We start from the raw sequence: 21,301 nt of genomic DNA, 5'->3' as shown, positions 1-21,301 counted from the left end.
GAGACTACGCGGCCGCCCCCGCCGCGTCGCTTCAGAACGCGCAACGGCACGCCCGTTCGCGCAACGCAATCGCGGCGATGCGCATGCCGCCGCGCCCGCCGCATCCGCTACGAGGTCCGTGAATGGATATCGCCCTGTCCCGCCATGCGCCGAACCGGCTCGGCGCGCTGCACGCCCCCGACGAAGTCGAACGCGCGGTCGCCCACCGGCTCGGGCCGCACCGGATGGCCGCGCGTGGCCGTGATCCGTTTCATGCGGAGCTGTACGAAGTGCCGCTGCATCACGGCGCGCTGCTCGAACTCTGCTATGGCCGCGAAACGCGCATCGATTTCGGCGACGACGCCGAGCACTTCCTGTTCAGGCTGACGCTCGCCGGTGCATGCGAGCTGCAGGCCGGCAGCGTCATTGCGCGCGCCGGCCCCGGCGAGCTGACGGTGTCGTCGCCGGCGCTCGTGAGCCGCCTGAGCACGAGCCCCGATTGCCGCAATCTCGTGCTGCGGCTCGAACGCGGCGCGCTCGAACGCAAGTTGCAGGACATGCTGCAGGCCACGCTCACGCGGCCGCTGCAGTTCGATCTCGCGGCCGGTGGCGCCGGCGCAAGCGCCGCGCTGCTTCTGCCGACCTTCGAATACCTGTGCCGGCTCGGCGCGCAGCCGGGCCTCGGCACGGCCGCAGCGACCTTCGGTGCCGACCTCACCGCGTGGCTGATGTCGCTGCTGCTCATGCACCTGCCGCATTCGTACAGCGATGCGCTCACGCGCGGTACGCCGCCGCTACCGGCGCACGTGCGGCGCGCGTGCGATCACGTCAATGCACACCTCGGCGAACCGCTCGCACTCGCCGCGCTGGCCGCGGTCGCGGGCGTCGCGCCGCGCACGCTGCAGCACGCGTTCCGCGCGTTCCTGCACACCACGCCGGCCGCTTACGTGCGCGAATGCCGGCTCGCCGCCGTGCACGCGGCGCTGCAACGCGGCGACGCGCGCAGCGTAACCGACGTGCTGATCGCGCACGGCATCCATGGCTTCGGCCATTTCGCGAAGGCGTATGCGCGGCGTTACGGCCACGCGCCTTCCGTCACCGCGAGGCAACCCCGATGACGCACTCCGCACCCGGCCGTTCGGCGGCCCCGGCCCGCACCGAACCCGCATCGCACGACAACGACCCGTCCGAACTGCGCGTGCAGGATCTCGATCTCAACTTGCTGAAGACGTTTCGCGCCGTGTACGAGGAGCGGCACGTCGGCCGCGCGGCGCTGCGGCTCGGCGTCACGCAGCCGTCCGTCAGCTACGCGCTCGGCCGGCTGCGGCTGATGTTCCGCGACGCGCTGTTCGTGCGCACCGGCACCGGCGTCGAGCCGACACCGCGCGCGCAGCGGCTCGCGCTGTCGGTCGACAAGGCGCTCGCGATCCTGCAGGACGTGCTCGACGAAGGCTCGCGCTTCACGCCCGACAGCACGCAACGCGTGTTCCGCCTGCACATGAGCGATTTCGCGGCGAGCGCGTTCCTGCCGACGCTGCTCGCCGCGTTCGATCGCCGCGCGCCGGGTGCGGTGATCGAGACGCTGCACGTCGACGAATGTCAGCTCAACGTCGCACTCGAATCGGGGCGTATCGACTTCGCGCTCGGGCATTTCGCCGACGCATCGAGCCACTTCCAGCGCACCGCGCTGCTGCACGAGCGCTGCGTGCTGCTGATGCCGCGCCGCACCGCGCAGCGCGTCGCGCTATCCGACGATTACGTGCTCGATGGCGACGTGCCCGACACGCTGCGCTTCGTCGCGGTCACGTCGCATCCGCAATCGATGCAGTTGCTGGAACGGCACGGGCTGATGCCGCGCGTGCGCGCGGCGCTCCCCGATTTCATGGTGGTGCCCGCGCTGCTGCAGGGCGGCGACTATGCGCTGATCCTGCCGGAGACGATCGCGATCACGTTCGCGGCGCGGCAACCGTGCGCGCTGTACGAGATCGCCGGGGCGGGCGAATGGGCCGTCAACGCGTACTGGCACCGGCGCTTCGACGCCGACCCCGGCCATCGCTGGCTGCGCGCGCTGCTGCTCGAACTGTTCAACATCGGCGAGCTGGCGCCGTTCGACGCGTGGCTCGCGCCGCAGCCGCCCGCCTGCGCATAGCGGCGCGGACGGGCTGGTCCGACGGCCACGATCATTTGGCACTGGATGCTGCATGATGCGTCGCAAGCTGCGACGGGCAGCGCAACACGTCGAAAACTACATTTGACTCGGTCGAACGGCAGGCAACGGCCGGCGAGCGATCTCCTCAGCCTCGGCACGTGCGAGCCCGAGCGCTTGCAGCAGCACCGTCGCCGTGCGCTCGGGGAAATCTTCGTTGCCGAATCCGAGTGCCGCGAACCCGCGCGCCATGGGGTTGGCCGGCGCGTCGAACTGCAAGTCCGCCGCAATCGCGGCGAGCACCGTGCCTCCCACCGAAAGGACCGACAGCAGCGGATCCGCGACGACGAACCGCCCGGCGGCGGCACCTTTCTGCACATCCCGCAGGAGCCGCTGACCGAGCCCCTGGCTCAACGCGCGCGCGGACAAGCCTTCCCGGATCAGGAATTGTCCCCATACCGGTTCGCGACGCGCGCGCAGCAGCGTGTGCCGCACCGACACCGAAATGACTTCGGCCGGATCCGATAAATCCGCGGCGCAACGATCGAGCGTATCGGCGAAATCCTCGAACACCCAGTCCACGAGCGCCGTGTAGATCGCTTCTTTCGATTCGAAGTGGTTGTAGAACGAGCCGAAGCCGACATCCGCGGCCTCGGTGATCTCATTGATGGCGACACCTTCCGCCCCTTTTTCTGCCATCAGCCTGAGCGCGGCTTCGAGCAACCGGGCGCGCGTTTCGCGCTTGCGGCGGGCGCCGCGCGGCTCGCGTTCGGAAGCAGCCGTGTCTGGGATGGCCTCGGGGGGACGCTTGTCCACACGGGACGTGGGTGATTTCGCCATGGCATGTCGGTCGGACAGAGGAATCCGAGTATACGTTCAAGCATCATAATTGACAAAATCATCAGTTATGAGTTGAATGTCACTTATCGGCCGAACCGAGCCGGACGAATCGATCAATGGAGTGCTTATGGAGACAAATGCGCAGATGGGCGCCCAGCCCGACGGTGAGCACCATCCCAGCCCGGAAGCCGCCGAAGGCTTGCCTTCGAGCGTCGACGTGCTGATCGTCGGCTTCGGTCCGGTGGGTGCCGCCGCAGCCAACCTGCTCGCGCGCGATGGCGTGAATGTGCTTGTCGTCGACAAGGCGACCGACATCTACATGGCGCCCCGGGCCATCGCGCTCGACAACGAGGCGCTGCGCATTCTTCAGCTCGTCGGCGTGACCGAGCACGACCTGGAAACCGTGGCGATCCCCTGCGTGAAGATGCGTTCGCCGCTGCTTGGAGAGTTTGGTCACGCCAATACGCTGGGCAGCATCGATGGACATCCGAAGCTGGTGACGTTTTATCAACCGGACCTCGAGCGATGCCTGCGCCACCGGTTGCGGCAATACGACTGCGCGCGGGTGGCGCTCGGCGTCGCATTGCGCGGCATCGAATCGGGACCGGAGTCCATTACTGCAACGCTGGATCTCGGGCCGGGGCGTACTCATGATGTCCAGGCGCGCTACCTGATCGGCGCCGACGGCGCGAGCTCGCTCGTCCGTCAATTGATCGGTCAGGAATTCAAGGGCAAGACTTTCGTCGAAGACTGGCTCATCGTGGACGCCCGTCACGTGCCACGCCCGATCGACCACATCGAATTCATTTGCGATCACCGGCGGCCAACGCCGCACATGACGGCACCCGGCGCGCGCGAGCGCTGGGAATTCATGCTGCGGCCCGGCGAGACGCGTGAGGAGATGGAGTCCGACGCACGCATCCGCGCGTTGCTCGCGCCGTGGGGCAATGTCGACAACATGGTGGTCGAGCGCAAGGCGGTCTACCGCTTTCACGCGCGGACGGTCAAGGCGTTCAGCCAGGGACGCGTGTTCCTCGCGGGCGACGCAGCCCATATCACGCCCCCCTTCGTCGGGCAGGGACTCGTTGCCGGGCTGCGCGACGTCGCCAATGTGTGCTGGAAGCTCGCGGCCGTCGTTCACGGGCACGCAGCGCCGCGGATTCTCGCCACTTACGATCAGGAACGTCGGCCGCATGTGAAGGCGATGATTCGCTTTGCACGGCTCATGGGGAGGCTGGTGATGCCGCGCAACGCCGCCGTCGCACTTGTCACCCACGGCCTGATGCGCGCAACGCGGCTCGTGCCGAAGTGGCGCGCCTATTTCGAAGAACTGGAGATCAAGCCCAGGAATATCTGCCGGCGCGGGCTCTTCGTCGCAGGCCGCACGCGATCCGGTCTCGTGCGTGGCGCGGTCGTGCCGCAGGGCTGGGTTCGCAGCGCCGACGGCCGCGCCTGCCTGAGCGACGACGTGCTCGGCACGGGCCTCACCTTGATCGGATTCGGTCGCGACGCAGGCGCGGCGCTCGATGCCCGGACGGCCGCGGCATTTGCCGCCTCGGGCGGAACGGTTATCCAGATCGCGCATCGCGGGCAGCGGCTGCATCTTGGCCCGAACGGCGGTTGGGAGGATCTCGAGGGCGCCTTCCTGCCGCGCGTCGCACCGTTCGGCTGGGCCGCCGTTGTGCGTCCCGACCGGGTGATCGTTCACGACGGGCCGGCGAGTGAAGCGAATCGTCTGATCGCGGAATCGCTGGCTTTACTCGGCACGCCAATCGGTGCAATGCCACCCGCAGCCGAACCCGCTCAATCTCGTCTGAGGCCTTCGTCATGCAACTGACCACACCGCAACCGGCACGTCATCCGCGCCCTACGACCAAAGCATCCGGCCTGGCGTACCTGATCTTCGATCGCACGGACCTCGTCAAGGCCGAGCGATTCCTGAACGACTTCGGACTACGTACCGTTTCGCGTGACAGCGAGCGGTTGTTCCTGCGCGGCACGGACCCGGCGCCATTCTGTTACGTTGTCCGGCAGGCGTCCAGAGACCGCTTCGTCGGCTTCGGCTTGCGTGTGAATCGCATCGAAGACCTGCATGCGCTGGCACGCGTGCCCGGTGCATCGGACATCGAGGGGGCCGATGCGCCGGGCGGCGGCCAACGCGTGCGGCTTGTCGATCCGTCCGGCTTCCGAGTCGATGCCGTGTTCGGGCAGGCATTGTCCGGCGCGTTGCCGCACCGGGCGCCCCTGCCGTTCAACACGGCGCAGGCCGCCGCCCGTATCAACGAAACGCAGCGCCCGCCGTCGGGGCCGCCGGAAGTCATCAAGCTCGGGCACGTGGTGCTGGAACTCGCGGATTTCCAGAAAACCTGCGCGTGGTACACGCAGCATTTCGGGTTCATCCCGAGCGACGTGCAACTCCTTCCCGACGGTTCACCCGCGGTGACGTTCATGCGGCTCGATCTCGGCTCGACCCCCACGGACCATCACACACTCGCGCTGGCCCAGGGTTTCGCACCGCTCTACAGCCATAGCGCTTACGAAGTCGTGGACGCCGATGCGGTCGGCATGGGCCAGCGCGTATTGCGTGACCACGGATGGAGGCATGCATGGGGCATCGGGCGGCATATTCTCGGCAGTCAGATCTTCGACTATTGGCAAGACCCGTGGGGCGACAAGCACGAGCATTACTGCGACGGCGATCTGTTCACGTCCGAGGTGCCCCTGGGTGTGCATGCAGTCAGTCGTGAAGCGATGTCGCAGTGGGGGCCGACGATGCCGCGCAGTTTCACCCAACCCAAATTCACGCTCGCCAGCGTGACCGCGCTCGTCCGCAGTCTCCGGCGCAGCCCCGACGTGACGGTAGGCAAGCTGAAAGCGCTCGCCAGGCTGTTTGCGTGACGCGGCGCCCATTCGTCCAGCCATTCGAGGCACACTCATGTCATTGCATGTCCTGCACTACAAGCATCAAGGCCGCGCCCAATGGGGCGTCATTCGCCATGGTGCGATCACGCCGATTCCAGGCGAATTCGCGACGACCGCCGACTTCGTTCGCGCGAACCCGATCGAGACGTTGCTTACGCTTTCCGGGCCGACGATCCCGGAATCGAACGTCGAGTGGCTCTCCCCCGTCACGCGCAATCAGCAATTCGTGTGTCAGGGCGCGAACTACCGGCAGCACATGATCGAATCCGGCATGGACCCCGACGCGAAGACATTCAACATGATCTTCGCGAAGGCGACGAGCTGCATCGCGCCAGCCGATTCGCACGTCGTGCGGCCGCGCGGCGTGCGCTTTCTCGATTACGAGATCGAATTGGGGCTGGTCATGAAGCGGGATGTCACGGCTCGCCAGCGGATCACGCTCGCGAATCTGCACGAGTACCTCGCAGGTGTCGTCATCGTGAACGATTACTCGGCGCGCGACGTACAGATTCCGCAGATGCAGTTCTACAAGGGCAAGAGCTACCGGACGTTCGGACCGGTCGGCCCTTACCTGTGCATGCTGGAGGCGCACGACATCCCGAAGCTGCGCGGACTGGATCTGACGCTGACCGTCAATGGACAGGTCCGGCAGAAGGATTCGACGGCCAATCTCGTCTATGGACCGGCCGAAACACTGGCCGAGCTGTCAGGCGTTCACGACCTGCATGTCGGCGACCTGATCGCGACCGGCACGCCATCCGGCTGCGCGTTGAGCGTTCCGTCGCCGGTGAAGCAACGTATCGCCGGGCTGCTTCCCGAGGCCGCCAAATGGCGCATGTTCATGAAAATTCAGGCCGGCAGAAGCCAGTATCTGCAGCCCGGTGACATCGTCGAAGCGCACATCGCCAGCGCGGACGGACTCATCGATCTCGGCGTGCAACGCAATCGTATCGTGGAAGAGGTCGCATGAACGGGATTGCCAATCAGACGGACGTTATCGCAATCGAGGCGAGCGGTCCGCCGGCGGATTTGCCGGCCAGCACGTACGAGATGATCTGCCGCGGCGCGGCACTCGATCCGTCCGCGCCTGCCCTGTCGTTTTTCCTGCGCGCCGACGATCATCGCAACGTCGCGCGCTGGACTTATCGCGAACTGGTCCGCGACATCACGCGCACTGCGAATCTCTTCACCCGCCTCGGCGTGCAACGGGACACGGTGATCGCTTATATCCTGCCGAACCTGCCCGAAACGCATTTTGTGATCTGGGGCGGCGAGGCGGCGGGGGTGGTCTGTGCGATCAATCCGCTGCTCGAGTCAGCCGCGATCGCAGACCTGCTGAACGCGGCAAGGGTGGAAGTGCTCGTGACGCTGGCGCCATTTCCCGGCACCGACCTGTGGTCAAAAGTCCAGCCGGTGCTCGATCGGGTCGACACGCTCCGGCATCTGGTACTCGTCAATCTCGCCGATCGCGTGCGGGCACCGAAGCGGTTTGTCGCCTACCTGCTGCAGCGCCGGGAATGTGCGAGGTTGTACGGCTCCGGCGGTGTGCGTGGCGCGGTGCCCGAACGAATCGGGATCCACGATTTCGGTCGATCGGTCGCGCGGGAATCGGGGGCGGCGCTCGACAGCGGCCGGCATTTCCATCCCGAGGACCATTCATCGTATTTCTGTACCGGCGGTACGACCGGCTTGCCCAAGATCGCGATGCGCCGCCATGGCAACGAAGTCGCCAATGCCTGGAGCGTCGGCCAATTTTTCGGTGCCGGCATGGGGCCCGGCAAGACGGTCTTCTGCGGACTGCCGCTGTTTCACGTCAATGCCGTGCTGGCGACCGGGCTCGTGCCCTTCTCGCGCGGCGCCCATGTCGTGCTGGGCACACCGCAAGGCTATCGCGGGGAAGGTGTCGTCAAGCGCTTCTGGGAATTGGTCGAACACCATCGCATCAACTTCTTCAGCGGCGTTCCGACGCTCTATGCGTCACTGCTCGACGTCCCGATCGCCGGCAGAAACATCGATTCGCTCGAATATGGCCTGTGCGGTGCGGCTCCGATGCCGATCGAAGTGTTCCGGACGTTCCAGGAACGCACCGGGATCCGAATTCTGGAAGGTTATGGCCTGACCGAGGGCGCGTGCGTCAGCAGCATCAACCCGCCGCTCGGCGAGCGCCGCCTCGGATCGATCGGACTGCGTGTCCCGGGCCAGGCGATGAAGGCGATCGTCGTCGATGACGATGGCCGGTTTGTCCGCGACTGCGTCGCAAACGAAGTGGGCCTGCTCGTCATCGCGGGACCGAACGTCTTTGCCGGCTACCTGCAACCGGAACAGAACAGGGAACTCTGGCTTGACTTGAGTGATGGACGCCGCTGGCTCAACACCGGCGATCTGGGTTGTGCCGATGAGGACGGCTATTTCCGGCTCACGGGCCGCAAAAAGGACCTGATTATCCGAGGTGGCCACAATATCGATCCGGCAACGATCGAGGAGCCGCTACATCGCCATCCGGCGGTTCAGATCGCGGCTGCAATCGGGCGACCGGACGCGCATGCCGGCGAATTGCCGGTGGCCTACGTACAGCTCAAGGCGGGCGCACATGCCACCGAGGATGATCTCGCGGAATTCGTACGCGGAGAAATCGGCGAGCGCGCGGCACTGCCGAGGCAGATCCGGATCGTGGACACGATGCCATTGACGGCCGTCGGGAAGATCTTCAAGCCTGAATTGAAGCGACGTGAAACGGCCGACGCGCTTCGCTCCGCACTCAACGAGGCCGGCATGGCCAACGCCCGCGTCACCGTCGAAAGCGATGCGTCGCGTGGTGTGTCAGCGCATATCGCGCTTGCGGACCCGGCACTCGAAGCGCAGGCAGTTGCGGTGCTGGGACGCTTCCCCTTCGCATTCACTATCGATGCAACGGTGCGGTCGCCGGTCGATGTACACGCGGACGACGGACCGGCCGACCACGAGCGGAACCGATAACGGCGACGTGGCGCACGCTTGCAACGGCCGACCGGAGCGCGACATTGCCCGACCCTTGATGTCGGCGGTGTCGCCCTTGGCGGCCATGACATCGAAGCGGATCGTCGTTGATACCCATTTTTTTTCGATCATTAACTTAGTAGTTCGAACTTAAAAAAGATGATCACACGGCGAAAGAGTATCGACCGGCACGCTTGAATTTCCGACAAAACCATAGACCGCCGACCTCGAAACCTCAATAAGGCCGTGGCGCGACGCAGTTTGATCCACCAATGGAAGGAGACGAAATGGAAGACAGGAAGACGTTGAGAACGGTTGGCGTGGCGGCGCTTGTCTGTGCCGCGGCATTTGCCGCCCCCGCAAACGCGCAGTCGAGCGGCAGCATGCAACTGGGGATCGGCTGGCTGCATGTCATGCCGCAGGGAAACGCGGATCCCATCGTCGTCGAAAGCGTTGCCGGTGCACCGGTGAATCAGCAGCAGGCCGGGACTGGCGCTCATGCTGATACCTCGGACGCCGCGAGCTTGATGGCGGAATACTTCGTGACGGACAATATCGGCATCGCGTTTCTGGCCGGCACGCCGTTTACGACCGACCTGGTCGGCAGCAACTCGCTGGCCGCGTTCGGGGTGATCGGCAAAACGAAACCGATGGCGCCCGTTCTCGAAGTCAGATATCACTTCCGTGCGGCGGATGCCAGATTCAGACCATTTGTCGGACTGGGCGTCAACTACACGTGGTACTCGAAAACGCGCATCGTCAATCAGGCGTTCCTCGACGCGACATGCGGGCCCGGCTGTACGACTCGCGCGTCGCTCAGCGCTTCGTGGAATCCGACGTTCGAGCTCGGTGCGAACTATGCGCTCGCCAAGCATTGGTCGATCAATGCGTCCCTGTCCTACATCCCGTTGTCGACCACATTGACGACGAATGCCGCGTCCCCCAGCGGCGTCGATATCGTGACAAAAATGCGCATCAGGGTGAATCCGATCGTTACCCACCTCGATATCGCTTACACATTCTAGTGCTCGCGGACAAGCATCGACCGGAGCGTCGCTTCCGGGTCGTTCGCCCGTTCATTGTCCCCGGCCAACGGGCAAGCAGCAGGCGCCGCATGGCGCGGAAAAAGCGCCCGCCCCCGTGAAACAGGATCGATGCATCAGAACGACGTGAGGATGCCCGCGACGATCGAACTCGCGGTCGCGCCCGGCTTCGCGACCGCGACACCCCCACCCGCCGCGCCGTTCACGACGAAGCGTGCATGCGCGCCGTTGCGCACCATCGCGGCGCCCGTGTACAGCACCGTGCGCTTCGACAGCGGATAGTCGAAGCGGATGCCGTACGAATCGGCGTTGCCGTCGCTGTCCGCGACCTTGCGGTAGTGGCCCACGCTCAGCAACAGCGACGCACGCCCGATCGGCACCGTCGCGCTCAACTCCATGATGTCGCTGTGCGGATACGCGCTCTGGCTGTCGATCGCGGTCGCGACGTCGGGGCCGCCGCGATGGCGCATGTACAGCGCGGCCACCTTCACGACGCTGAAGTCGTACGAAATCGCGCCGAGCGTGTAGTTGCCGTTCGCGGCCGGGCTCGTGCCGCCAAGCGCGGACGCCGCCACCGGGCTGAACTTCTGCTGCATATAGTCGACGTCGACCGACAGGCCGCCGCGCACGTAGTTGAGCCCCGCGCCGTACGTATCGCCGAGTGTCGCCGGCTGCCCGGCCGCGCCGTTGGTGCCGCGCGCGGCCATCGCGCGCAGCATGAAGCCCGCATAGCGCGGCGACGTGTAGCGCATCGAGTTGCGCACGCGCAGGAACGCGGGCCCGACGAAGTTGTTCGTCGCATTGCCCCACGCGAGTCCCGCGCCGAGGCCCGGCAGGCTGTACGTGACGAGCGTCGTGTGCAGGATCGTGTAAAGCTCGCCGAACTGCACGCCGCCGAACGGCCCCGTGATGCCGACCCACGCCTCGCGGCCGAACAGTGCGCTGCTGTTCGACAGTGCGCCGCTTGCCGCGTTGAAGCCATCCTCCAGCTTGAAGATCGTCGCGTAGCCGCCGCCGAGATCCTCGACGCCCTTCAGCCCCCACTGCGACGCGAACAGGTTGCCGCTGCCCATGCGCGTCACGTGGTTCGGCCCGGCGTTCGCGTATTCGATCGCGGTGTCGACGCGGCCGTAGAGCGTCACGCTCGATTGTGCGAAGGCGGGCAACGCCACGCAGGCAAGCAGCGCGGCAAGCGGTACGGCAAGCCGGTCGGCCCGCCCGTTCGGTTGGTTCATCGTCGTCGTCCCGTAGAGTCTGCGGCGCAGTTCGGCGCCGCGCCGCGTGGTATGAAGCGCGTTCGCCGCGAAGGGCCAACGCTGCCGATCAAAAACGGGCCGAGTCTAGGAACGACAATTTCGGACGTCGACGCAATGCGCTCTATAACGCTTATAGATGCGCCGCATGAGGCACGTGCGCCCCGCCGCACGCGCGCTGCGCGGCGGCCGGTGCGCGGGACCCTGGTGTTTTCTTTATCCGGGTCGGTAAATGCCCGTGTGGCGCGGCTGTCACTCCGGCTATGGCGGCTGAATTTGGCCGACTACGCTGCGTCTCCGATACGTGCCCCCCGCACGCCTTCGCGCCGCGACAGCGCACGGCCCGCCAGGCCGCTGCCGCGCGTTTCCACCGCCCGCTCCTGGAGAATCCGCATGTCCGCATCCACGGCCCGCGCTGCCGGCAAGCGCTATACGTACGAATGGTATGTCGTCGTCATCTGCATGCTCGCGTACGTCTTCTCGTTCGTCGACCGCCAGGTCCTCGTGCTGATGATCGAGCCGATCAAGCGCGACCTGCACCTGTCCGACACGCAGTTCAGCCTGCTGAACGGCTTCGCGTTCTCGCTGTTCTATGCGGTGATGGGGCTGCCCGTCGCCTATCTCGCCGATCGTTACGCGCGCCCGCGGATCATCTCGCTCGGCATCGCGCTGTGGAGCGTCGCGACCGCCGCGTGCGGGCTCAGCCAGCACTTCGTGCAGATGTTCATCGCACGGATGGGCGTGGGTGTCGGCGAAGCCGCGCTGTCGCCCGGCGCGTACTCGATGCTCGCCGACTACTTCCCGAAGGAGAAGCTCGGGCGCGCGATCGCCGTGTATTCGCTCGGCTCGTTCATCGGCGGCGGCGTCGCGTTCCTGATCGGCGGCTACGTGATCGCGCTGCTCAAGCATGCGAGCGCGTTCACGCTGCCGGTGGTCGGGCAGGTGCATGCGTGGCAGTTCACGTTCCTGATCGTCGGGCTGCCGGGGATCCTCGTGGCGCTCCTGTTCGCCGCGACCGTGCGCGACCCGCAGCGCAAGGGGCTCGCGCAGGATCGCTCGGGCGCGGTGCGGCGCGTATCGATGCGCGATTCGCTGCGCTTCGTCCGCACACATCGCGCGACCTTTTCGTGCCACTACCTCGGCTTCTCGTTCTACGCGATGACGCTGTACTGCCTGCTGAGCTGGACGCCCGCGTTCTATATCCGCCGCTTCGGGATGACGGCCGTCGAAGCCGGCTACACGCTCGGCATCGTGCTTCTGGTCGCGAACACGGCCGGCGTGTTCTGCGGCGGCTGGCTCAACGACTGGCTGCTGCGGCGCGGCCGCGAGGATGCGCCGATGCGCGCCGGCGCGATCGGCGCCGCGTGCATGGTGATCCCCGCGACGCTGTTCACGCAGCTCGACTCGCTGCCCGCGTCGCTCGCGATGCTCGTGGTCGCGATGTTCTTCGCGTCGTTCCCGATGCCGACGTCCACCGCCGCGATGCAGACGCTCGCGCCGAACCAGATGCGCGCGCAGATCTCCGCGCTGTTCCTGCTCGTGTCGAACCTGATCGCGCTCGGGATCGGCACGACCGTCGTCGCGCTGTTCACCGACCGCGTGTTCGGCGCGCCGGCGGCGGTCGGTCATTCGATGTCGATCGTCAACGTCGCGGCGGCCACGCTGGCCGCGCTGCTGCTCGCCGCCGGGTGCCGGCACTATCGCCGCAGCCTCGATCGCGAACGCAGCCTGGCGTCCGCCGCCGCGCCGCACACGGCCGAGACGGGCAACGCGATCGCCGCGCGCTGAACACCGGGCGAGATCGGGCGCAATCAGGCGCAATCGCGCCGCCCGCTCATCATCCATCCCACTGATTCAGGTACCGCTTTTTAATCGATTTGATTTATGCGATGCCCATCCCTATTCTCGATCGCATGACGGCGCGGTGTCTGCCGCGCCGCGCGCCCTCTACCCCACGGATTGACCCATGCAAGCGAACCGCCACCAAGTCCGGATCGACGCGCTGATCGACGCGGCGCAGGACATCCGCTGTTTCCGGGTGTCGCGCGTCGACGGCCAGCCGTTCGACGCGTACGAACCAGGCGCCCATATCGATGTGACCGCACCGTCCGGTATCACGCGGCAGTACTCGCTGTGCGGCAACCCCGACGAGCGCGGCAGCTACCTGTTCGCGGTGAAGAAGGAAGCGCAGTCGCGCGGCGGCTCGCGTTCGCTGCACGACGATGTGCAAGTCGGCGCCGAGCTGTCGATCGGCGCGCCGCGCAACCTGTTTCGTCTGACGGATGACGCGAGCGAGCACGTGCTGATCGCGGCCGGCATCGGCATCACGCCGCTGCTGTCGATGGCGTATGCGCTGCACCGGCGCGGCGCGCGCTACCGGTTGCACTACTTCGCACGCAGCCGCGAGCATGCGGCCTTCGTCGCGGAGCTGTCGGCCGAGCCGTTCGCGTCGCACGTGACGTTCCACTACGGCGTCGAGCCCACAGCGCTCGCGGTCGAGCTGAACCGCTGCGTCGAATCGGTCGACGCGCATGCACACGTTTATACATGCGGCCCGGGGCCGTTCATGGATGCGGTCGTCGCGGCGGCCGCGACGCGCTTGCCGGAAGATTCGATCCATCTCGAACGCTTCGCGGCGGAACCGGCCGCCGCCGATGCGAGCAATGCCGATGCCGGCGCCGGCCCGGCCGCCGACGGTTTCGAAGTGCGCCTGCAGCGCAGTGGGCAATCGGTACGCGTCACGGCCGACACGTCGATCGTCGACGCACTCGCACGCATCGGCATCGAAGTCGACACGTCATGCGGCGAAGGCGTGTGCGGCACCTGCATGGTGCCCGTGATCGACGGCGAGCCCGATCATCGCGACCATTGCCTCAGCAAGGCCGAGCGCGCGAGCAATGCGGTGATCTGCTGCTGCGTGTCGCGTGCGCGCTCCGCGGTGCTCGTGCTCGATCTTTGACGCGCGAGGTCCGGGGCGACGTCCGTCAAGGACGTCGCGCGCGCTCGAACTGCTCGACGCATTCGCCCAGTCACACGCGCATCCAATGCGCTGCCCGCGCTCTCGTGGATCAAACGTCACCGACACGCTCGACGAGCTCGACCAGCAGTGTGAGCATCCACGCGCTGCCCTCGTCCTCACGTGTCACGCGTCGTCGCGCGATCCGACCCGCTCGGCAAGCAACGCGTGCAACCGTGCGTTGCTGGCGTCCTCATCGATCACACGTCATCGAACCGCTCGACAAGCTCGGCCAGCAACGTGCGCATCCACGCATTGCCCTCGTCTTCATGAAAATGCTCGTGCCAGTGCATCGTCACCGGCGCGGGCGGCAGCGTGACGGGCAGCTCGTACAGGCGGAACGCATTGTCGCGGTTCAGGATCTGCGCGAGCCGCTTCGGCAGCGTCGCATACAGATCGGTGACCGACAGCACGCTCGGCAGCGCGACGAAGTGCGGCACTTCGAGCGCGATGTTGCGGCCCACGCCTTGCGCGCGCAACGCATCGTCGAGCGCATGGTGGCTGTGCTCGACCGATTTCACATTGATGTGCGCGGCGCGCACGAATTGCTCGAGGCTCAGCGCGGCGCCGCTCGGCACCCCGCGCCGGCGGCCCGTCATGCACACGTAGGTTTCCTCGAACAGCGTCTGGTGACGCGTGCGCGGCATCAGCTCCGGCAGGTTGCCGATCGCGAAATCCAGCCGGCTCGCGCGCAGCGCTTCCTCGATCTCCTCCACCGGCAGCGGCTGCACGCTCAGCGTCACGCGCGGCGCGCGCTCGCGCAGCGCCTGGCAGATCGCCGGCAGGTACGCCATCTCGCCCGCATCCGACAACGACAGCCGGAACGTGCGCGTGCTGGTGGCCGGATCGAAGCGCTCCGCGTAGCGCAGCGCCACGCGCACCATGTCGAGCGCCTTGCCGACGATGCCCGCGAGTTCGAGCGCGACCGGGGTCGGCTGCATGCCCGCGCGCGTGCGCACGAACAGCGGATCGTCGAACAGCGTGCGCAGCCGGCCGAGCGAATAGCTGACGGCCGGCTGCGACAGCGCGAGCCGCTCGCCGGCCTTCGTCAGGCTACGCTCCTCGACGATCGCCTGGAACACACGCAACAGGTTCAGATCGAGATGATCGACCGATGTCATGACCGCCTCCATTATTTGCCGTATTTATTGATCGGCCAATTTTAGATCAATTTGACGGATATGCAGTGGGAGACGAGACTGGGTACTCGACACCGCGCACGACGCGCCCCGATTTCGCGACTCTTTCCCCCACACGACGATGAGCGACATTTCCTACCAGACGATCGACACCAGCGCGTTGCATGGCCTCGCGCAACCCGACCGCATCGCGCCCGCGATGTATCACGACCCCGCGCTGTTCGAAGCCGAGCTCGACCGCATCTTCTACCGCACCTGGATCTGGGTCGCCCACGAAAGCGAGCTGCCGAACCCGGGCGACTTCATCACGACGACGATCGGCCGCCAGCCGGTGATCGTCGTGCGCGACAAGACCGGCGAGATCAACGTGCTGCAGAACCGCTGCCGCCATCGCGGCGCGACCGTGTGCGAATCGCACAAGGGCAACGCGAAGGGCTTCACGTGCCCGTATCACAGCTGGTCGTACGCGCTCGACGGCACGCTGCGAGCGCTGCCGTACGGCGACGGCTACGAAGGCGTGTGCGAGAAAGGCGACCTGCCGCTCGTGAAGCTGCGCGTCGGCGTGTACCAGGGGCTGATCTTCGCGAGCTTCAACGATGCGATCGAACCGCTCGAGGATTTCCTCGGCGGCGCGAAGCTGTGGATCGACCTGTTCATGAAACAGGGCGCCGGCTACCCGATCAAGGCGAACGGCGAGCACAAGTTCAAGTTCAAGGGCAACTGGAAGATCCAGCTCGAGAACACGACCGACCTCTATCACTTCCCGGTCGTGCACAAGTCGTGGATGAAGTCGATCGACGACGAGACGGCCGCCGCGATCACGAGCTTCATGACGAGCGAGGACGCGTTCTGCCGCGGGCTCGGCAACGGTCACAGCCTCGCGGTGCTGATGCCCGAGCTGATCGATCTCGACGAAGACGACGGCGCGCCGCTGCCCGAGCGCTTCGCGCCGCTCGCGGCCAAGCTCGCCGAACGCCACACGCCGGAGGAAGTGCGCCGCATCGTGCGCTCGCTGATGGGCGTCGGCTTCAACCTGAATCTGTTCCCGAACCTCGCGCTGTCGATGGCGTTCTTCCGCGTGCTGCGGCCGATCTCCGCGAACGAAACCGAGATCCGCCACGTCGCGCTCGCGATGGACGGCGGCCCCGACGAAGCGAATCGCGAGCGGCTGCGCATTCACGAACACTTCCAGGGCCCGTTCGGTTTCGGCAGCCCCGACGACGCGGAAGCGTGGGAGCGTGTACAACGCGGCGCGCATGCGGGCCCCGACGTGCCGATCCTCGTGAATCGCGGGCTGAACCGCGAGACGACTGCCGCGAACGGCGAAAAGACCGCGCATGCAACCGACGAGACCGGCATGCGCGAGGCCTACCAGCAATGGCGCAAGATGATGGAGCAACAATGATGGACGACCGCAACGCCCTCTTTTCCGAGCAGACCTTCGCCCGCGCGGTCGAATTCGTGTGGCGCGAAGCCGAGATGCTCGACCGCCGCGACTATCGCGCGTGGCTCGACCTATGGCAGCCGGCCGGCCACTACGTGGTGCCGATCGATCCCGACACGACCGACTTCGCCGCGACGCTGAACTACGTGTTCGACGACCACGACATGCGCGAGAAGCGCGTGCAGCGGATGGTGTCCGGCTATTCGGCGTCGGCGACCGACGCGGCGCGCACGGTGCGGACCGTGTCGCGCTTCACGCTGGAAAGCGGCAGCGCCGGCACCGTCGAGCTGAAATCGGCGCAGGTCGTCGTCGCGTACAAGCGCGGCGTCGCGACGCTGTTCGCGGCCGATGTCACCCACAAGCTTCACGTCGATGCGGAAGGCGAGATGCGGATCGCCGAGAAGGTCGTGCGCCTGATCGATTCGACCGAAGCGCTCAGCGCGATCGGCTTCCTGCTGTAAACGGCCGCCGGTTCGCCATCGACGGTGCAACGGTGAGCCGGTCACCTTCACCTTCAAGCGGCGACCGGTTCGCCCATCGCCAACGCAACGGTGAGCCGGCCACCTTCACCTTCAAGCGGCCAACGGTTCGCCGTCGCCAACGCAACGGTGAGCCGGTCACCTTCACCTTCAAGCGGCCACCGGTTCGCCTTCGCCAACGCAACGGTGAGCCGGTCACCTTCACCTTTCCCGACGACCATGCCCACACTCGAAGTTTTCCTGCCGGCCGGCCATGACGACGCCCGCAAGGCCGAACTGATCGCACGGCTGACCGGTGCGACCGTCGATTCGATCGGCGCACCGATCGATTCGGTGCGCGTGCTGCTGACCGAATTGCCCGCGACGCACATCGGCCTCGGCGGCCGCATTGCCGCCGACGGCGCGCCGCCGTCGCTGCCCGTGATCGTCGCGATCCTGATCGCCGGCCGCACCGACGAACAGAAGCGCGCGCTAATCGCCGCGCTGTCGGAGACGAGCGCCAGCGTGCTCGATGCGCCGCTGCAGGCCACCCGCGTGATGATCAAGGACATCCCGAACACCGATTTCGGCATCGGCGGGCAAACCGCACGGGCGCTCGGGCGCTGATCATGCGCTGCGCGCGTGCCTGCCCGCTCATGCACCGCGGCCGCCGGGCGGCCGCGGCATCAAGCATTCCCCGGCGACGATGCGTCCGCCCGAGCCTTCGTCCCGGCGAGCGGCAGCGTCACGCGGCAATCGAGCCCGCCGCCATCGGCCGGGCTGGCAGCGATCCGGCCACCGTGGCGCGTCACGATGCTCTTGCACAGCGACAGCCCGATTCCGTTCCCCCCGGCCTTCGACGACGAGAAGCCGTCGAACAGCCGGTCGTGAGCGTCCGCCGCGACACCCGGGCCGTTGTCGATCGCGCGCAGCACTGCATGCCCGCCGACGCTCGCCGTGCCGAGCGTCAACGTGCGCGGCACACGCTCGCAACCGGCGAACGCCTCGATCGCGTTGAACGCGAGATTCAGGATCACCTGCCCGATCAGCACGCGCTCGCAGCGGATCGGCAGCGGCGCGTCGGCCTGCACGATCGTGACCGTCACGCCGGCCTCCTTCGCGCGCAGCTCGATGAAATACGCGACGTCCGCGAGGATGTCGCGCAGGTCGGCGAGCGCGACGACCGGCTCGCGCTTCACGATGAACTCGCGCACGCTCTTGATGATCAGCGCCGCATGCTCGGCCTGCCGGTCCGCGCTGCGCAGCCCCCAGATCGCGTCGTCGATCGCGCCGCGCGCGTTCAGCCGCTGCACCGCGCCTTCGATGAAATTGCGCACGGCCGCGAGCGGCTGGCTCAGCTCGTGCGCGATCACGCTCGCCATTTCGCCCATCGCGTTGTAACGGCCCGCGTGTTCGAGCATGCGCGCTTCCGCGCGGCGGGCATCCTCGATCGCGACTTCGTCGCTCACGTCGCGGAACTGCACGAGCAGCCCGACGAGATCGTCCTCGATCTCGACCTGCCGGCACAGGATGCGCAGCCAGCACGACGAGCCGTCGCGCCGCACGATCCGGTAGCGCTGCGGCGCGGACGGATACGCGGACGGCGCATCGCGCAGCTGCGCGACCAGCCGGTCGCGGTCGGCCTCGGAGCAGTAGTCGAGCACCTCGCCGAGCGCTTCGTCGGGTGCGAGCCCGAGCACGCGGCGGCCCGACTCGCTGATGAACTGCACGCCGCCGTGCGGCGTGACGACCGCGATGCCTTCGTCGAGGTCCTGCATGAATTCGCGCAGCCGCGCCTCGTAGCGGCGCAACTGCTGGCGCACCGCCTCTTCCGCGCTGATGTCGCGGAACTGCACCATCACGACGTCGCGCCCGCGCAGCGGCACGTAGGTGGCGGTCGCCTCGGACAGCATGTCGACGCCCGTGCGCGACCGATAGCACCACTCGTACACCTGCGGCCCGTCGACGAGCGCGCGATCCCACGCGCTCACGGCGATCTCGCGCTGGTATTTCGGCTCGGGACGCGTCATGTCCGGCGCCTTCAGCGGCAGCAGCTCCTCGACGGAAAAACCGAGCGCGATGCACGCGGCGCGGTTCGCCCACACGATCGCCTTGGTGTGCGCGTCGTGCAGCAGCACGCAGGTCGTCAGCGCGTCGAGCAGCCGGTGGAAATCGTCTTCGTCGGGGAAACTCATGATCGGCTTCGGATGAGGTCGCGCGGCATCGTGCGACCGGAAACCCAACATAGCACCGGCGCGCGCCGCCCGCATCTGAAGATTTCTTTAGTGCGGCACGGAACGTCACCAGTCGCACGGCCCAACGCACCAATTGCTGCGTGTTTTCGGCGTTTCTAGACTGGTTGCATCGTCGTGACCACCCCGCATTCGAACCCCCAGCCGCCCCAGGAGACAGCCATGCCCCACGCCGCCCTTGCCCTCGACACCGCACCGGGCGCTCCCCACGCGGCCAGCGAACCGGCCGCCCGGCTGTCGCCGCTCGACGCCGTGATCGAGACCGTCGCCGCGCGCCGCGAAGAATTCGACCGCCTGTCGCACGTGCCGCGCGACGTGATCGCGCTGTTCAAGCAGGCCGGCATCTATCGCGCGGGCACGCCGCGCCGGTTCGGCGGCGATGCGCTCGCGCCGACCGCGTTCCTCGACATGATCGAGCGGATCGCGACCGCCGACGGCTCGGCCGCATGGGTCGCGAGCTTCGGCTCCGCGAACGTGTATCTCGCCGCGCTGCCGCTCGATACCCAGGCCGAGCTGTATGCGAGCGGCCCCGACCAGGTGTTCGCGGGCGGGTTGTTCCCGGTGCAGCCGGCCCAGCCCGCGCCGGGCGGCTGGCGCGTGAACGGCACGTGGAAGTTCGCGAGCGGCTGCAAGGGAGCCGACTGGCTCGGTGTCGGCATCGCCGTGCCGGGCGCACAGGACGCCGCGCCGAACAAGCCGCGCACGGCCGTGTTCCGCGCAGCCGACGTCGAGATCGTCGAGAACTGGAGCGTGGTCGGCATGCAGGGCACCGGCAGCCACGACCTGCGCGTGGACGACCGCTTCGTGCCTGAAGCGTGGACCTTCGTGCGCGGCGGCGAGCCGACCGTCGACGAGCCGCTGTACCGCTATCCGACCGTCGCGTATGCGGCGCAGGTGCTCGCCGTCGTGAACCTCGGCCTCGCACGCGCGGCGCTCGACGTCGTGAACCGCATGTCGGGCGGCCGGCAGACGACGACCGGCGCACCGCGCCTCGCCGATCGTGCGTACTACCGCATCGAACTCGCGAAGGCCGAAGCGCAACTGCGCTCGGCGCGCGCGTTCTTCTACGACGCGACCGACGGCGTGTGGCAATCGATCCTCGCCGGCAACCCGGTGACGCCCGACCAGGTCAGCCTGCTGCGGCTCGCGGCCACGCAGATCGCACGCGAAGGCGCGAGCGTCGTCGAACGCGCGTACCGGCTCGGCGGCACGGCGGCGATCTATCGCACGCACCCGCTGCAGCGGCTGCTGCGCGACGCGATGGTCGTCACGCAGCACGCGTTTCTCGGCGAAGGCAACTTCGACGGCGCCGGCGCGGTGTTCACCGGCGTCACGCCGTTCCCGGGCTATCTGTAACCTGCATCGACCGAATTGCTTTTGAACGCGCATGAAGCCGAAGCGCCGTCGCCGGCCGGTTCATGCGCCCCACCGATTCCTCTGGAGAACCTGATATGTCCGATTCGAATCCGCTGCCGCTGCGCGTCCTGTTCTGCTGCGGCGTGTCGCAAAACTTCTTCGACCTGCCGCGCGAGAAAATCGGCGAAGTATGGCAGGCGTACGGCGCGATGCTCGCTGCCGTCGAAGCGATGCCCGGCGTGCGTGTGCTCGGCGTGATGGATGACGACCGCCTCGTGGTCGGCCAGGCCGACGGCGCGCCGTGGACCTTCTACATCATGGCCGACGTCGCCGACTTCGACACGACGGTCGCCGTATGCAACCTGTATCGCACGACGCCGGTCGGCGAATACAACCTGTGGCGCTACGGCAAGATCGAGGCGCGCGTCGGCCGTGCGCTGACGGTGCCGCCGGCCGCGAAGCCCGCGGCGTGAGGCG

19 protein-coding genes are annotated in these 21,301 nt (G+C 66.9%); 14 read left to right on the top strand and 5 right to left on the bottom strand.

What is annotated here, in order from left to right; genetic code table 11:
• Positions 1–122: 122 nt before the first annotated feature.
• Together LGM56_RS15980 and LGM56_RS15975 are read left to right on the top strand one after the other, a co-directional pair.
• On the top strand, positions 123–1,097 hold the full coding sequence (locus tag LGM56_RS15980; protein ID WP_226205612.1) for an AraC family transcriptional regulator: 975 nt from the start codon (positions 123–125) through the stop codon (positions 1,095–1,097).
• Positions 1,094–2,128 (top strand): LysR family transcriptional regulator, encoded by a 1,035-nt coding sequence (locus LGM56_RS15975; protein WP_226205610.1) that lies wholly within the window; start codon positions 1,094–1,096, stop codon positions 2,126–2,128. The genes LGM56_RS15980 and LGM56_RS15975 overlap by 4 nt, the downstream gene beginning before the upstream one ends.
• A 96-nt stretch (positions 2,129–2,224) precedes the next feature.
• Here LGM56_RS15975 and LGM56_RS15970 read toward each other — a convergent pair whose 3' ends face one another.
• Positions 2,225–2,965, bottom strand: coding sequence for a TetR/AcrR family transcriptional regulator (locus tag LGM56_RS15970; protein ID WP_089497609.1), 741 nt, complete (start codon positions 2,963–2,965; stop codon positions 2,225–2,227).
• Positions 2,966–3,092: 127 nt separating this feature from the next.
• On the opposite strand from LGM56_RS15970, the gene LGM56_RS15965 reads away from it, so the two are divergent.
• The 5 genes from LGM56_RS15965 to LGM56_RS15945 all read left to right on the top strand — a co-directional run bounded on the left by LGM56_RS15965 (position 3,093) and on the right by LGM56_RS15945 (position 9,888).
• Positions 3,093–4,802, top strand: a complete 1,710-nt coding sequence (locus LGM56_RS15965; protein ID WP_413226780.1) for a bifunctional 3-(3-hydroxy-phenyl)propionate/3-hydroxycinnamic acid hydroxylase — start codon at positions 3,093–3,095, stop codon at positions 4,800–4,802.
• On the top strand, positions 4,793–5,863 hold the full coding sequence (locus tag LGM56_RS15960) for a VOC family protein (protein WP_226205608.1): 1,071 nt from the start codon (positions 4,793–4,795) through the stop codon (positions 5,861–5,863). The genes LGM56_RS15965 and LGM56_RS15960 overlap by 10 nt, the downstream gene beginning before the upstream one ends.
• Positions 5,864–5,900: 37 nt before the next feature.
• Positions 5,901–6,857, top strand: a complete 957-nt coding sequence (locus LGM56_RS15955; RefSeq protein ID WP_089497612.1) for a fumarylacetoacetate hydrolase family protein — start codon at positions 5,901–5,903, stop codon at positions 6,855–6,857.
• The gene (locus LGM56_RS15950; protein ID WP_226205606.1) at positions 6,854–8,863 is read left to right on the top strand and encodes an acyl-CoA synthetase; all 2,010 of its coding nucleotides are present in this window, start codon (positions 6,854–6,856) and stop codon (positions 8,861–8,863) included. Before LGM56_RS15955 ends, LGM56_RS15950 begins: the two co-directional genes overlap by 4 nt.
• Positions 8,864–9,150: 287 nt before the next feature.
• Positions 9,151–9,888 carry an OmpW/AlkL family protein gene (locus LGM56_RS15945; RefSeq protein ID WP_226205604.1) on the top strand — a complete coding sequence of 246 codons (738 nt, stop codon included), beginning with the start codon at positions 9,151–9,153 and terminating at the stop codon, positions 9,886–9,888.
• Between the two features lie 134 nt (positions 9,889–10,022).
• On the opposite strand, the gene LGM56_RS15940 is transcribed toward LGM56_RS15945, so the two are convergent.
• Positions 10,023–11,141, bottom strand: coding sequence for a porin (locus LGM56_RS15940; protein WP_226205602.1), 1,119 nt, complete (start codon positions 11,139–11,141; stop codon positions 10,023–10,025).
• Between the two features lie 411 nt (positions 11,142–11,552).
• Here LGM56_RS15940 and LGM56_RS15935 point away from each other — a divergent pair, with 411 nt between their 5' ends.
• Both LGM56_RS15935 and LGM56_RS15930 read left to right on the top strand, forming a co-directional pair.
• Positions 11,553–12,947, top strand: coding sequence for a spinster family MFS transporter (locus tag LGM56_RS15935; RefSeq protein ID WP_226205600.1), 1,395 nt, complete (start codon positions 11,553–11,555; stop codon positions 12,945–12,947).
• Positions 12,948–13,125: 178 nt separating this feature from the next.
• Entirely contained in the window at positions 13,126–14,118 is a 993-nt protein-coding gene (locus tag LGM56_RS15930; RefSeq protein ID WP_226205598.1) for a PDR/VanB family oxidoreductase, read from the top strand.
• Positions 14,119–14,375: 257 nt separating this feature from the next.
• Here LGM56_RS15930 and LGM56_RS15925 read toward each other — a convergent pair whose 3' ends face one another.
• Complete coding sequence (locus LGM56_RS15925; RefSeq protein ID WP_089474252.1) at positions 14,376–15,296, bottom strand: LysR family transcriptional regulator; 921 nt, start codon at positions 15,294–15,296, stop codon at positions 14,376–14,378.
• Positions 15,297–15,435: 139 nt separating this feature from the next.
• Here LGM56_RS15925 and LGM56_RS15920 point away from each other — a divergent pair, with 139 nt between their 5' ends.
• Together LGM56_RS15920 and LGM56_RS15915 are read left to right on the top strand one after the other, a co-directional pair.
• Positions 15,436–16,719, top strand: a complete 1,284-nt coding sequence (locus LGM56_RS15920; protein WP_226205596.1) for an aromatic ring-hydroxylating oxygenase subunit alpha — start codon at positions 15,436–15,438, stop codon at positions 16,717–16,719.
• Positions 16,716–17,219, top strand: a complete 504-nt coding sequence (locus tag LGM56_RS15915; RefSeq protein ID WP_089497619.1) for an aromatic-ring-hydroxylating dioxygenase subunit beta — start codon at positions 16,716–16,718, stop codon at positions 17,217–17,219. The genes LGM56_RS15920 and LGM56_RS15915 overlap by 4 nt, the downstream gene beginning before the upstream one ends.
• A gap of 53 nt (positions 17,220–17,272) precedes the next feature.
• On the opposite strand, the gene LGM56_RS15910 is transcribed toward LGM56_RS15915, so the two are convergent.
• Positions 17,273–17,458, bottom strand: coding sequence for a hypothetical protein (locus LGM56_RS15910; RefSeq protein WP_226205594.1), 186 nt, complete (start codon positions 17,456–17,458; stop codon positions 17,273–17,275).
• Here LGM56_RS15910 and LGM56_RS15905 point away from each other — a divergent pair.
• Positions 17,457–17,843, top strand: a complete 387-nt coding sequence (locus LGM56_RS15905; RefSeq protein ID WP_226205592.1) for a tautomerase family protein — start codon at positions 17,457–17,459, stop codon at positions 17,841–17,843. The two genes, LGM56_RS15910 and LGM56_RS15905, sit on opposite strands and share 2 nt — an antisense overlap.
• 59 nt (positions 17,844–17,902) lie before the next feature.
• Here the strand turns inward: LGM56_RS15905 and LGM56_RS15900 are convergent, their stop codons facing one another.
• Complete coding sequence (locus LGM56_RS15900; protein ID WP_226205590.1) at positions 17,903–19,486, bottom strand: sensor histidine kinase; 1,584 nt, start codon at positions 19,484–19,486, stop codon at positions 17,903–17,905.
• A gap of 144 nt (positions 19,487–19,630) precedes the next feature.
• On the opposite strand from LGM56_RS15900, the gene LGM56_RS15895 reads away from it, so the two are divergent.
• Together LGM56_RS15895 and LGM56_RS15890 are read left to right on the top strand one after the other, a co-directional pair.
• Positions 19,631–20,824 (top strand): acyl-CoA dehydrogenase family protein, encoded by a 1,194-nt coding sequence (locus LGM56_RS15895; protein WP_226205587.1) that lies wholly within the window; start codon positions 19,631–19,633, stop codon positions 20,822–20,824.
• 95 nt (positions 20,825–20,919) lie between these two features.
• Entirely contained in the window at positions 20,920–21,297 is a 378-nt protein-coding gene (locus LGM56_RS15890; protein ID WP_011356094.1) for a hypothetical protein, read from the top strand.
• Positions 21,298–21,301: the final 4 nt, after the last annotated feature.

The organism is Burkholderia sp. AU38729, assembly GCF_020419725.1.
Lineage (GTDB): Bacteria > Pseudomonadota > Gammaproteobacteria > Burkholderiales > Burkholderiaceae > Burkholderia.
The sequence above is the reverse complement of the archived record's forward strand: the minus strand, read 5'-3'. Positions and strand labels throughout refer to the sequence as shown.